This window comes from Streptomyces sp. NPDC002580, from assembly GCF_042889485.1.
Classification (GTDB): domain Bacteria; phylum Actinomycetota; class Actinomycetes; order Streptomycetales; family Streptomycetaceae; genus Streptomyces.
Map to the genome: position 1 here is coordinate 211,578 of NZ_JBIAQZ010000004.1, position 12,280 is coordinate 223,857.

At 71.2% G+C, this 12,280-nt stretch carries 10 protein-coding genes; 2 read left to right on the plus strand and 8 right to left on the minus strand.

The window, feature by feature from the left end; translation table 11 throughout:
* Window positions 1–138: 138 nt before the first annotated feature.
* The 4 genes from ACFYW7_RS15070 to ACFYW7_RS15085 all read right to left on the minus strand — a co-directional run bounded on the left by ACFYW7_RS15070 (window position 139) and on the right by ACFYW7_RS15085 (window position 4,789).
* Window positions 139–1,959 (minus strand): gamma-glutamyltransferase family protein, encoded by a 1,821-nt coding sequence (locus ACFYW7_RS15070; protein ID WP_389502030.1) that lies wholly within the window; start codon window positions 1,957–1,959, stop codon window positions 139–141.
* A 228-nt stretch (window positions 1,960–2,187) separates the two neighbouring features.
* Window positions 2,188–2,940, minus strand: coding sequence for a DUF4232 domain-containing protein (locus tag ACFYW7_RS15075; protein ID WP_389502032.1), 753 nt, complete (start codon window positions 2,938–2,940; stop codon window positions 2,188–2,190).
* A gap of 35 nt (window positions 2,941–2,975) precedes the next feature.
* Window positions 2,976–3,680, minus strand: coding sequence for a response regulator (locus tag ACFYW7_RS15080; protein WP_389502034.1), 705 nt, complete (start codon window positions 3,678–3,680; stop codon window positions 2,976–2,978).
* Window positions 3,677–4,789: a sensor histidine kinase gene (locus ACFYW7_RS15085; RefSeq protein WP_389502036.1), complete on the minus strand. Its 1,113-nt coding sequence runs from the start codon at window positions 4,787–4,789 to the stop codon at window positions 3,677–3,679. The genes ACFYW7_RS15080 and ACFYW7_RS15085 overlap by 4 nt, the downstream gene beginning before the upstream one ends.
* 222 nt (window positions 4,790–5,011) lie before the next feature.
* On the opposite strand from ACFYW7_RS15085, the gene ACFYW7_RS15090 reads away from it, so the two are divergent.
* Window positions 5,012–6,043 carry a carboxymuconolactone decarboxylase family protein gene (locus ACFYW7_RS15090; RefSeq protein ID WP_389502038.1) on the plus strand — a complete coding sequence of 344 codons (1,032 nt, stop codon included), beginning with the start codon at window positions 5,012–5,014 and terminating at the stop codon, window positions 6,041–6,043.
* 197 nt (window positions 6,044–6,240) lie between these two features.
* Complete coding sequence (locus ACFYW7_RS15095; protein WP_389502040.1) at window positions 6,241–6,915, plus strand: hypothetical protein; 675 nt, start codon at window positions 6,241–6,243, stop codon at window positions 6,913–6,915.
* 23 nt (window positions 6,916–6,938) lie between these two features.
* Here ACFYW7_RS15095 and ACFYW7_RS15100 read toward each other — a convergent pair whose 3' ends face one another.
* The 4 genes from ACFYW7_RS15100 to ACFYW7_RS15115 all read right to left on the minus strand — a co-directional run bounded on the left by ACFYW7_RS15100 (window position 6,939) and on the right by ACFYW7_RS15115 (window position 12,135).
* The gene (locus ACFYW7_RS15100) at window positions 6,939–8,504 is read right to left on the minus strand and encodes an NCS1 family nucleobase:cation symporter-1 (protein WP_389502042.1); all 1,566 of its coding nucleotides are present in this window, start codon (window positions 8,502–8,504) and stop codon (window positions 6,939–6,941) included.
* 144 nt (window positions 8,505–8,648) lie between these two features.
* Window positions 8,649–9,671: a TIGR03842 family LLM class F420-dependent oxidoreductase gene (locus ACFYW7_RS15105; protein WP_389502044.1), complete on the minus strand. Its 1,023-nt coding sequence runs from the start codon at window positions 9,669–9,671 to the stop codon at window positions 8,649–8,651.
* Between the two features lie 18 nt (window positions 9,672–9,689).
* On the minus strand, window positions 9,690–11,090 hold the full coding sequence (hydA, locus tag ACFYW7_RS15110) for a dihydropyrimidinase (protein WP_389502046.1): 1,401 nt from the start codon (window positions 11,088–11,090) through the stop codon (window positions 9,690–9,692).
* Window positions 11,091–11,292: 202 nt separating this feature from the next.
* Window positions 11,293–12,135, minus strand: a complete 843-nt coding sequence (locus ACFYW7_RS15115; RefSeq protein WP_389502048.1) for a nitrilase-related carbon-nitrogen hydrolase — start codon at window positions 12,133–12,135, stop codon at window positions 11,293–11,295.
* Window positions 12,136–12,280 lie beyond the last annotated feature (145 nt).

Genomic DNA, 12,280 nt, shown 5'->3' on the forward strand with positions numbered 1-12,280 from the left:
CGCGGGTGGAATCACCATGAATTCCCGGGGCCGCCGGTCACCGACGCCGCCGCCGCGCGACCGGCGACGCCCGCCCGTGAGCGCGGTCACCCGACCGCGGTCACGGACACCGGGGCCGCACCCGGCCCCGGCCGCACGTCACCGTCCGACCGCGTATCCCTGCATCCCCCGCGCGTTGGCCCCCGCCGACAGGACGCCCGTCCGGGGATCCCGGGCGACCGCGCACAGCCGTCCCTCGGACCAGCCCTCGGCGACCAGGACGTCATGGCCCCGGCGGCGCAGTTCCTCGACGACCGCCGCGTCCGTGCGGGACTCGACGGTGAGGCTGCCGGGCCGCATGCCGCGCGGGTGGAAGGAGCTGGGGAAGCTGTCGTTGTGCCAGTTGGGGGCGTCGATCGCGCCCTGCAGGTCGAGCCCGCCACGCACGTGCGGGCGCAGGGCCACGGACAGGAAGAAGTGGGTCTGCCACTGGTCCTGTTGATCGCCGCCGGGGGTGCCGAAGGCCATGACCGGCACTCCGTCGCGCAGGGCCAGCGAGGGCGTCAGGGTGGTGCGGGGCCGGCGGCCCGGGGTGAGGGAGTTGGGCAGGCCCTCCTCCAGCCAGGCCATCTGGAGGCGGGTGCCGAGCGGGAAGCCCAGTTCGGGGACGACCGGGTTGGACTGGAGCCAGCCGCCGCTGGGAGTGGCGGCGACCATGTTGCCCCAGCGGTCGACGACGTCCAGGTGACAGGTGTCGCCCCGGGTGCCGCCGTCGGGTGCCACCTCGGGTTCCGTGGTCGCGCGGGCCATGGTGGGCTCGCCGGCGCCGGGCACGGCGAGCGCGTCGAAGCCGGGCTCCCCGGCGGCGACCACGCGCGCGTGCCCGCTCATCCGCGGCGCCCGGCCGCCCGGACTGCCGGGGCGCAGCTCGTACGACGCCTTGTCCCCGACGAGCGCCCGTCGGCCGGTGTTGTAGCGCTCCGACAGCAGGTCGTCGAGCGGCACCTCGGCCGCGTCCCCGTACCAGGCCTCCCGGTCGGCCATGGCGAGCTTGCAGCCCTCGACGAGCAGGTGGACGTAGTCGGCGGAACCGTGGCGGGGCAGCTCGGGCGGGAGCAGCGCCAGCTGCTGGAGGAGGACCGGGCCCTGGCTCCAGGGTCCGGCCTTGCACAGGGTCCAGCCGCGCCAGTCGTACGTCGCCGGGGCCTCGTAGGTCGCGGACCAGCCGGCCAGGTCGGCGGCCGTCAGGGTGCCGGCGTGGCGCTCTCCGCTGGTGTCCATGACCGGGCGCGCGGCCTGCCGGACGAGGGCCTCGGCGATGAAGCCGGACCGCCAGACCTCCCGTGCCGCGTCGATCTCGGCGCCCCGGTCCCCCGCGCCGGCGACCTCGGCGAGAAGCCGCCGCCAGGTCGCGCCGAGGGCCGGATTGCGGAACAGCTCGCCGGGGCGCGGTGCGTTGCCGCCCGGCAGGTACACCTCGGCCGATGAGGTCCACTCCGTCTCGAACAGGGCGCGCACGCTGTTCACCGTCGCGCCGACGCCCTCCACTGGAGCGTGGCCGTCCTCGGCGTACCCGATGGCGTACTTCAGGACGTCGGCGAGGGGCTTGGTCCCGTGGTCGCGCAGCAGCAGCATCCAGGCGTCGAAGGCGCCCGGTACGGCGGCGGCGAGCGGTCCGGTGCCCGGCACGAGGTCGAGTCCGAGTCCCCGGTAGTGGGCGACGGTCGCTCCGGCGGGCGCGACGCCCTGTCCGCACAGCACGCGCACCTCCCCGTCCGCGGGGGCGAGGATGATCGGGACCTCGCCGGCGGGTCCGTTGAGGTGGGGTTCGACGACGTGCAGGACGAACGCGGCGGCGACCGCGGCGTCGTAGGCGTTGCCCCCGTCCTCCAGGACGGCCATCGCGGACTGCGAGGCGAGCCAGTGCGTGGAGGACACCATGCCGAAGGTGCCCTGGAGCGTGGGTCGGGTCGTGAACATGCCTGCCACCTCACTGGACGGAGCGATCGATCCAGGTCCCGACTATGGCACCCGCCGGGGCGGGCGCAGCAGGACGGGTGCAGCAGGTCCGGCGCCGGAGGGTCCGCCCACCCCGATCGGCCCGGAAGGCGGGCGTCCTGGGCGCCGGGGGACGGCGCGGCGATGCGGACACCCCGAGGGCGGTCGCTGAGGACACCGCTGGGCACGGACGTTCAGGGTCCGGCTGATTCAGGACTGCGGCGCCCAGGCCGTAGTGCCGAGGATGTTGTCCGGGCCGATGTCGAGGGGGTCGGGCAGCCGTAGCGTGACGACGTCCTGTCCCTTCTGTGGTGCGACGCGGAGATACGCGCCCTCCTCGGCCGCCATCCGCCAGTGGAGGACCGCCGTCGCGCTCTCGCCCGGCCGGAGCGTGAAGCGATGGGGGCCGGGATCCTTCGGCGCCATGAACACCTTGTCCGTCCCTGTCACGCAGCGTACGCCGGTGATCGTGGCGCCCTGTGGATCGAGGACCCCGGCGAGGGCGGGATGGCCGTCGACCGTGTACGGCCGCTTGCCGCAGTTGGTGAGGACGAGCGTCATGCCGCGCAGGCCCATGGCCGCGTCGCCCGGCCCGGTGCCGAGGCGCAGCCCGGACGCCGGGCAGCCGTGGGCCTGTTGGACGCGTACGGCCGGATCGGTGATCGCGGGCACGGGCACCTCGACGCGCGGCGGGTCCGGAGTGTCTGCACCTGTCGCGCTCGGACCCGGGACCGGCGCGGACGTGCGCTCGGGGTCGTGCTCCCGGTCGATCTCGGCGGTCAGTCCGCACCCGGCCGTGGCGGTCGTCACCAGAAGGGCGAGGACGATCGGAGGCAGCCACGTCGCCCGTACGCGGACGACTCCGTGTGAGCCGGCGCCCCGAGGAGCGACGGTGCGGTCGGCGCCCTGGGGGGCCGACCCGGCGGGGGCCCGTGGGCCGGGCTTCGGGCGGGTCGCGATCACGGGCAGATCATGGCACGCAGCCGTGGGGGGTGTCGTCACGTCACGTTCCCGCGTGCCGTCACCAGGCCCGACTCGTAGGCGAAGACGACCAGTTGGGCCCGGTCGCGGGCGGCCAGCTTCGTCATCGCGCGGCTGATGTGGGTCTTGGCCGTCAGGGGGCTGATGACCATGTGCGCGGCGATCTCCTCGTTGCTCAGGCCGCGCGCGGCGAGTGCGGTGACCTCGCGTTCGCGGCGCGTGAGGCCTTCCAGACCCGGCGCCGTCGCCCGGTCCGGGGGCCGGGCCACGAACTCCCCGATCAGGGTGCGGGTCACCGAAGGCGACAGCAACGCCTCCCCGCGGGCGACGACTTCGATGGCCTGCAGCAGATCGGCGGGATCGGTGTCCTTGAGCAGAAAGCCGCTCGCCCCGGCCCGCAACGCCTCGAAGACGTACTCGTCCAGGCCGTAATTGGTGAGGATGACCACGCGCACCCGGCGCAGTTCCGGGTCGGCGGCGATACGGCGGGTGGCCTCGATGCCCGTCATCACGGGCATCTGCACGTCGACCAGGGCGACATCCGGCTTCTCCGCGCGGACCAGGGCCAGTCCACGCAGCCCGTCGGCCGCCTCGCCCACCACCTCGACGCCGTCCTCCGCGTCCAGCAGGGCGCGGAAACCGGCGCGCATGAGGGCCTGGTCGTCCACGAGGGCGACCCTGATCACACGGTTCCCACCGGTCGGCACGTCCAAGGCGTTCATCGTCCTTCCTCTCCCGCTCCCAGGGGCAGTTCGGCCCGGACCGAGAAGCCTCCCTCCGCCCGCGGCGCGGCCGACAGGGTGCCGCCGAGGGCGGTGACGCGTTCACGCATGCCGGTGAGGCCGATCCCCGGGGCGGGTGGCCGGGACTGGCGGGCGATTCCGTCGTCGTCCACCTCTATCGTCAACACGTCCGACTCATAGGCGAGTTCGACCATGACCCGGGCGGGACCCGCGTGCCGGGCCACGTTCGTCAGGGCCTCCTGGACGATGCGGTACGCGGCACGGTCCACCGGGGCGGCGAGCGGGCGTTCCTGGCCGGTCAGCCGCAGTTCGACGGCGAGCCCCGCCGCACGGGCACGCTCCACCAGCAGCGCCGGCGTGCCGACCGACTCGTCCGTGCGCAACACCTCGAGCGTGGCGCGCAGTTCACGCATGGCCTCACCGCTCGCCTCCTGGATGGCGAGCAGGGCGGGCGGCACCTCCTCGCCTCGCTTGCGTGCCAGATGGACGGCGACTCCGGCCTGGAGTTTGACGATCGAGATGCTGTGGGTGAGCGAGTCGTGCAACTCACGGGCTATGCGGAGGCGTTCCTCGCCCGCGCGGCGCAGGGCCACCTCCTCGCGGGTGCGTTCGGCTTCCAGAGCGCGCTGTTCGGTCTGGCGCAGGTAGGCCCGCCAGTTGCGGTCGGCGAGGCCCGTGACCAGGGCGCACAGGAACCAGCCCGTGAGCAGCAGCGTCCGCTCCACGATCTGTCTCGACTCCGGTCCTGTCATCAGGAATCCGGCCAGGAACACGGCACTCGCGAGCGCGGCGACGCCTCGGTGGCCGACTCTGGCGGCCGTGTGCACCGCGCCCAGGACGGGCAGGGCGGACAGGGTTCCGGGGTGGGCGTGCACGACGTACGCCGTCGTGGCCGCGGTGGCGACCGCCAGGACGACGCGCGGGGCATCGCGGTAGGCCGCGAGCGTGAGCGAGCCGAGGGCGATCAGGACGTGGTCGAGGGCGGTCGTACCGTCGCTGAACGCGGCCTCGGCCATCACGAGGGCGCCGACCACGACCGCGAGGGCCGCGTCGGCCGTACGCCTGCGGACCATTCGGTCGAGCTGCATGTCCGGCACTTTATGCGGCGGTTCCGCCTGTCGCGTCAGCCCTGCGGATGGACGCGCCGCTACTCCCGGCGCAGTAGCCGGCGCCGGACACGGGCCCGCGGGGGCAGCCCGAATCGCCTTCGGCCGTACGACGCCTCCGAGGCCCTGTCCGGGCCAGGGTTGCCGACGACAGCCGATCCGCCGGCAGCCACCCGGCTCAGCCGGTCGGCCAAGGAGGCAACCATGGCCATGTCCCTTCCCACCCCCTTCCGGTACACCACTCCGCCCCCACGGAAGTCCGTCACCGGCGTGACCGCCGACGTCTACGCCCAGCTGGCCTCGGACTTCGGAATCGAACGCCCGGCCACCTTCGTCGTCCTCTCCCCGGTACCCCAACTCCTGGCCTCCACCTGGGCCTTGATGCGCGAGTCGTTGATCGCCGGCGAGGGCGACAGGACCGGGAAGGAGCTTGCCGCGCTCGGGGTGTCGCTGGCCAACCGGTGCCCCTTCTGCGTGGACGCGCACACGATGCTGCTGCACGCCACCGGGGACCATTCGCTCGCCGAGGCGATCGCACGCGGGCGGACACCGTCCGACGAGGGGCACGCCCGCGTCCTGGCGTGGGGCAGGGCGAGCCGGGCGCCGGAGGCACCGGAGACGACGTCGTACCCGTTCCCCGCCGCACACGCCCCGGCGTACATCGGCACCGCGCTCACCTTCCACTTCATCAACCGGATCGCCTCGGTACTGCTGACCGAGAACCTCCTGCCGGCCAACGCGCAGCGGTTGCGGGCGGTACGGAGTCTGGGCGGACGGTCGCTGGCCAGGACGGTGCGCCGACGGCCCGCCCCGGGTGCGGGTCTCACACTGCTCGACGCCCCGGGCCCCGGGCCGACATGGGCGCGGGGCACCACCGTGGGTCCCGCCTACGCCGCCCTGCGCGACGCCGCGCTCGCCGGCGGAGGGCTGCTCGACGAGGCGGACCGGTCCCTCGTACGGGAGACGCTGGAGGGCTGGGACGGCGGGCACCCGTCGCTCGCGTGGGACGGCTTCCCGGACCGTTCGCGCCCCGGGGCGCGGTTGGCGCTGCTGACCGCGCTCGCCCCGTACCGCACCACCGACGAGGATGTGACAGCATGGCGCAAATCCACTGATACCGACCGTGATCTGGTGCGCCTCGTGGCCTACGGCGCGTTCGCGGCCGTCGACCGCGTCGAGCGGATGCTCCCTGTCCGCACCCTGGAGAAGCAGTGCCGATCGGAATGCGACACATGATCCACCAAAGACGATCAACAGGGGCGCACAATCAGGGCATACCTCAGCAATATCGACCAAGTGTCGCCAAGGTGAGTCGCTGCCATGACACGGGCAGAGAGCGAGTCGGCCCTTCCGTGACACAGCGTCTCGTGTGACACTGGCGTCCCGTCCGCAGTGCGGACCACCTCCGCACCATCCCCCACGAGAAGTGCGCTTTGGGTTCCCTTCCTCTGCCGCTCGCGCTCGCCGCGCGCCTGCTGCCCGTCGCTCTGCTCGCTTCCGCAGGCTGGGCCCTGGCGGCCGGCCCGTCCGCAGCGACCCCCTCTGCCGAGGACAAAACGACGCAAGAACAAGAAAAGACGAACGACTCGGCGGCGGCCCCTTCCGCTTCGGCCGCCGTCCGGAAGTACACCGCGTCACCCGCGCCCTGTGGCGGTGTGCAGGTGGCGACGATCAAGTCCCTCGTGCCCGGCGCCAAGACGGCCGGCCAGGAGATCGCCTCGACCGACAAGGCCGTGCGGCGCACCTGTTCGTGGAACGCGCTGAAGGGTTTCGACTACCGCTGGCTCGACGTCTCGTACGAGGTGAAGGCGTCGGAGGCCGCGGCGGAGAAGGCCTACAAGGACCGCGTCGCGGACAAGAGCGGCGGCGGAGCGGTGCCCGGCCTCGGTGACTCGGCCTACTCGGTCGTCAATCTCAGCACCGAGGACAAGCAGCAGACCCGTGAAGGCGTGGTGATCGTGCAGGCGTCCAACGCCCTGGTGGTCGTCACGTACAACGGCAGCGACTTCGAGACGAAGAAGGCGCCCAGCACCGAGGAGATCAACAAGGGCGCCATCAAGGCGGCCAAGGAAGCGACGGCGGCGCTGGGGAACGGTCAGAAGACCTGACCGCCCCCCGGGCCGCGCCGCCGTCAGGCTTCGGTGCCGTCCACCTCGTCGGCCGCGTCGTCCGCGCGGAACAGCATCAGCACGACGTACAGCACCATCGACGTTCCGAGTCCGACCGCCCAGCCGTAGTCGGCGAGTGACTCCAGCGCGGGGACGGGCCGCCCGTCGATCAGCGGGTGGAAGTCCGCGCCGCCGACGGCCAGGACGCCGCCGGTGACGAACGCGACGACGGCCCGCCAGTTCCAGCCGCCGTCGTACCAGTAGCGGCCGCCCTTGCGGTACAGGTCGGCGAGGTCGAGTCTGGTGCGGCGGAGGATCCAGTAGTCGGCGATGAGAATGCCGGCGACCGTTCCGAGCAGCCCGCCGACGAGGCCGAGCCAGGTGAAGATGTAGCCCTGCGGGTCGGAGTACAGCTTCCACGGGAAGATCAGGACGCCGAGGACGCAGGTGGCGAGCGCCCCGGCACGGAAGTTGATCTTCCGGGGCGCGATGTTGGAGAAGTCGAAGGCCGGGGAGACCAGGTTGGCCGCGATGTTCACGGACAGGGTCGCCACCAGCACCGTGACCAGGGCGAACAGGATCCCGGCGACGTTGTCCGTCTTCGCGGCCAGCTGGACCGGGTCCCACACCGCCTCGCCGTACACCGCCTGCGAGCCCGAGGTGACCATGACGGACAGGAAGGCGAAGAGCGTCATGGTCGTCGGCAGCCCGAGGGCCTGTCCCCAGGTCTGCGCCTTCTGGCTCTTGCCGTACCGGGTGAAGTCCGGGATGTTCAGCGACAGCGTGGACCAGAAGCCGATCATGCCCATCAGCGACGGCCAGAACAGCTTCCAGAAGTCCGCGCCCCAGCCGAGCTTCGACGGCTGGTCGAGCAGCGGCCCGAAGCCTCCGGCCTTGTCGCTCATCCACCACAGCATCACACCGGCGCCGACGAGCACGAAGGGCGCGGCCCAGTTCTCGAACCGGCGGATGGTCTCCATGCCCCGGTAGATGATGGCGACCTGGAGCGCCCAGAAGATCGCGAACGACAGCCACATGGTCCAGGGGTGGCCACCGAACTGCGAGGCGTCGCGCCAGCCGTCGCCGAAGAGCTTGCCCGCGAGGAAGTAGATCGCCTCGCCGCCGATCCAGGTCTGGATCCCGAACCAGCCGCAGGCCACCAACGCCCGTACGACAGCGGGGAGGTTGGCCCCGCGAACGCCGAAGGAGGCGCGGGCGAAGACCGGGAAGGGGATGCCGTACTTCGGTCCCGCGTGTCCGGTGAGCAGCATCGGGACGAGCACGATCAGGTTGGCGAGCGCGATGGTGAGGACAGCCTGCTTCCAGTCCATCCCCACGGCTATCAGGCCCGAAGCCAGCGTCCAGGAAGCGGTGTTGTGGGCCATGCCGACCCAGAGCGCGGAGAAGTTGTACGTGGTCCAGGTGCGCTTCTCGACCGGAACCGGCAGCAGGTCCGCGTTGGCGTAGGGGCCGGCCGGCACGGGTGCGCCGGGCGCCGGTTCCACCCGGCCGTCAGGGAGCGTGACTTGTCCGGTGGGCGGGCTGTCGCTGCCCGGAGGGACTGTTTCTGTCATGAGCAGGCCAATCATTGGGGAGTGTGTGTCGGGAGAGGCCGTGCGGGACTCCTGGGGGGGGTGCGCGGGGAGCGCCCTGGTCCCCTTCCCGGGACGGCGGGAAGGGGAGATCGGGGGTGGACCTTGCGAACGCGGTCCGGTCGGCTGCCGCCGGTTCGACTACTGTCCGTTGACCGCCGGGATGACCCGCGTCCCGTACGCGTCGATGGTGGCCTCCTGCGCGTCGTGCATGTCGTAGACGGCGAACTGGTCGACGCCCAGCTCACGCAGCGCGTTCAGCTTCTCGATGTGCCGCCCGGCCGTGCCGATCAGGCAGAACCGGTCGACGATCTCGTCGGGCACGAACGCGGTGTCGGGGTTGTCGGCGCGTCCGTGGTGGGAGTAGTCGTAGCCCTCACGGGCCTTGATGTAGTCGGTGAGCTCGTCGGGCACCGCGGCCGAGTGCTCGCCGTACTTGGAGACCAGGTCGGCCACGTGGTTGCCGACCATGCCGCCGAACCAGCGGCACTGCTCGCGGGCGTGGGCGAGTGCCTCGGGCGAGTCGTCCTCGGTGATGTACGCGGGCGCGGCCACGCAGATCTTCACCTCGGAGGGGTCGCGTCCGGCCTCGGCCGCCGCGTTCTTGACCGCCTTCACCATGTACTCGGTGAGGTAGAGGTCGGCGAGCTGGAGGATGAAGCCGTCGGCCTCCTCGCCGGTCATCTTGAGGGCCTTGGGGCCGTACGCGGCCATCCAGACCGGCAGTTCGGCGCCGGGTCTGACCCAGGGGAACTTGACGACCGCGCCGCCGAGGTCGGCCTCGTCGCCCCGGCCGAGGGCGCGGATGACCTTCATGGCACCGCTTATACGGGCCAGCGTGTTGGGCTTGCGCCCGGCGACGCGCATCGCCGAGTCGCCGCGTCCGATGCCGCACACCGTGCGGTTGCCGTACATGTCGTTGAGCGTCGCGAAGGTGGAGGCGGTGACCTCCCAGGTGCGGGTGCCCGGGTTGGTGACCATCGGGCCGACCGTCAACTTCTCCGTGTTCGCGAGGATCTGACTGTAGATCACGAAGGGTTCCTGCCACAGCACGGCCGAGTCGAAGGTCCAGCCGTACGTGAATCCGTTGGCCTCCGCCCGCTTCATCAGGTCGATGACACGCGAGGCCGGGGGGTCTGTCTGCAGGACGAGTCCGAAGTCCATGGCGCCACTCCTGGTCGCTCAGAGAAGGTACTGACAGGTGGAACGGGGGGTGTAGACACCGTGTCCGGCGCGTCCGGTGAACTCCCGGTCGGTGATCACGAGTTCGCCGCGCGAGAGCACCGACTCCACCCGTCCGGTGACCCGCTTGCCCTCGTAGGCCGAGTAGTCGACGTTCATGTGGTGGGTCTCGACCGACATGATCTGCTCGGCGTGCGGGTCGTAGATGACCACGTCGGCGTCGGCGCCCGGCGCGATGGTGCCCTTCTTCGGATACAGGCCGAACATCCGGGCCGGGGTGGCGCAGGCGATCTCGATCCAGCGGCGCCGGGAGATGTGCCCGTCGACGACGGCCTGGTGGAGCAGGTCCATGCGGTTCTCGACACCCGGAAGACCGTTGGGAATCTTCGAGAAGTCACCGCGGCCGAGTTCCTTCTGACCCACGAAGCAGAACGGACAGTGGTCGGTCGATACGACCTGGAGGTCGTTGGTGCGCAGGCCGCGCCACAGGGCCGCCTGGTGCTCCTTGGGCCGCAGGGGCGTGCTGCACACGTACTTCGAGCCCTCGAAGTCCGGTTCCGCGAGGTTGTCGGTCGACAGGAACAGGTACTGCGGGCAGGTCTCGCCGAAGACGTTCAGGCCTTCGTCGCGCGCGCCGGCGATCTCTGCGAGGGCCTCGGCGGCGGAGACGTGCACGACGTAGAGCGGGGCGCCCGCGACCTGGGCGAGCTTGATGGCGCGGTGGGTGGCCTCGGCCTCCAGGAGCGCCTTGCGCACCTCCCCGTGGTAGCGCGGGTCCGTCTCGCCGCGGGCCAGTGCCTGTTCGACGAGCACGTCGATCGCGATGCCGTTCTCGGCGTGCATCATGATGAGGCCGCCGTTCTCGGCGGAGCGCTGCATGGCGCGCAGGATCTGGCCGTCGTCGCTGTAGAAGACGCCCGGGTAGGCCATGAACTGCTTGAAGGAGGTGACGCCCTCCTCGACCAGCAGGTCCATCTCCTTGAGCGTCTCCTGGTTGACGTCGGAGACGATCATGTGGAAGCCGTAGTCGATGGCGCAGTTGCCGTCGGCCTTCGCGTTCCAGGTGTCGAGTCCTTCGCGCAGGGAGCGGCCGACGCTCTGGACGGCGAAGTCGATGATGGTGGTGGTGCCGCCCCAGGCGGCGGCCCGGGTGCCGGTCTCGAAGGTGTCCGAGGCGAAGGTGCCGCCGAAGGGCAGCTCCATGTGGGTGTGGGCGTCGACGCCGCCCGGGATGACGTACTTGCCGGTGGCGTCGATGGTCCGCTCGGCCGTCCACGACTCGGCCGCGGGGGTGCCCGTCGCGGCGAGGGCGGCGATCCGGCCGTCCTCGATCAGGACGTCGGCGTGGATCTCGTCGGACGCGGTGATGACGAGACCACCGCGGATGACGGTACGGCTCATGCTCCCTCTCCTTCCGGTCGTGTGTGCTCTGGAGGGATTCCGAGGCTGTCAGGGTCTGGGGTCAACGCTGTTTCCTGGTGCGGAAGTTCGTGGGGCGGTTCACGGGACGGACCGTGCGGACCGCCGTGCCCCGGGGCCGGCCGGTTCCGGGCGCCGCCGTCCGGCGCCCGGAACCGGTCCGGACTCGCGGCACCGGGCGCATCTAGGGCGCGGTCAGCGGCCCGTAGGCACCCGGGGCGCGGTCGCGGTAGAACTGCCACCGGTCGCGCACCTCGCGGAGCTTGGCCATGTCCAGGTCGCGGACGACGAGTTCGGTCTCCTTGTCGCTCGCCACCTCGCCGACGAACTGGGCCTCCGGGTCCACGAAGTACGAGGTGCCGTAGAAGTCGTTGTCGCCGTACTCCTCCTGTCCGACCCGGTTGATCGCGCCCACGAAGTACTCGTTGGCGACCGCCGAGGCCGGCTGCTCCAGCTGCCAGAGGTAGCCGGACAGGCCGCGCGAGGTGGCCGACGGGTTGAAGACGATCTCGGCACCCGCGAGGCCGAGGGCCCGCCAGCCCTCGGGGAAGTGCCGGTCGTAGCAGATGTAGACCCCGATCCTGCCGACCGCCGTGTCGAAGACGGGCCAGCCGGAGTTTCCGGGCCGGAAGTAGAACTTCTCCCAGAATCCGGGGACTTGAGGAATGTGGGTCTTCCGGTACTTGCCCAGGTAGGAGCCGTCGGCGTCGATCACGGCCGCGGTGTTGTAGAGGACGCCGGGCTGCTCCTCCTCGTACATCGGCAGGACGAGGACGAGGCCCAGTTCCTCGGCCAGCGCCTGGAAGCGCCGGACGATGGGGCCTTCGGGGATCTGCTCGGCGTACGCGTAGAACTCTTTGTCCTGGACCTGGCAGAAGTAGGGCCCGTAGAACAGCTCCTGGAAGCACAGGACCTGGGCGCCCTGCGCGGCCGCGTCGCGGGCCGCCTGCTCGTGGACCTGGATCATCGATTCCTTGTCGCCGGTCCATGCGGTCTGGAAGACGGCGGCGCGGATCACTCTGCTCATCGGGACCTCCGGTCGCTCGGTGCGCTGGTGCGGACGCGAACTCCGGCGCCCGCACCAGGAGCCTAGAAAGCCCGGACGGCCGCTCTGAGTTGCACCGTGTCACGTCCGAAGTGCCTCTCCGTTCCACGGTGTCACCTCCGCCTCG

Coding starts and splice junctions, on each gene's coding strand:
- ACFYW7_RS15105 (WP_389502044.1), bottom strand. CDS start 9,671: ATGGACTTCGGACTCGTCCTGCAGACAGACCCCCCGGCCTCGCGTGTC.
- ACFYW7_RS15070 (WP_389502030.1), bottom strand. CDS start 1,959: ATGTTCACGACCCGACCCACGCTCCAGGGCACCTTCGGCATGGTGTCC.
- ACFYW7_RS15115 (WP_389502048.1), bottom strand. CDS start 12,135: ATGAGCAGAGTGATCCGCGCCGCCGTCTTCCAGACCGCATGGACCGGC.
- ACFYW7_RS15090 (WP_389502038.1), top strand. CDS start 5,012: ATGGCCATGTCCCTTCCCACCCCCTTCCGGTACACCACTCCGCCCCCA.
- ACFYW7_RS15100 (WP_389502042.1), bottom strand. CDS start 8,504: ATGATTGGCCTGCTCATGACAGAAACAGTCCCTCCGGGCAGCGACAGC.
- hydA (WP_389502046.1), bottom strand. CDS start 11,090: ATGAGCCGTACCGTCATCCGCGGTGGTCTCGTCATCACCGCGTCCGAC.
- ACFYW7_RS15085 (WP_389502036.1), bottom strand. CDS start 4,789: ATGCAGCTCGACCGAATGGTCCGCAGGCGTACGGCCGACGCGGCCCTC.
- ACFYW7_RS15080 (WP_389502034.1), bottom strand. CDS start 3,680: ATGAACGCCTTGGACGTGCCGACCGGTGGGAACCGTGTGATCAGGGTC.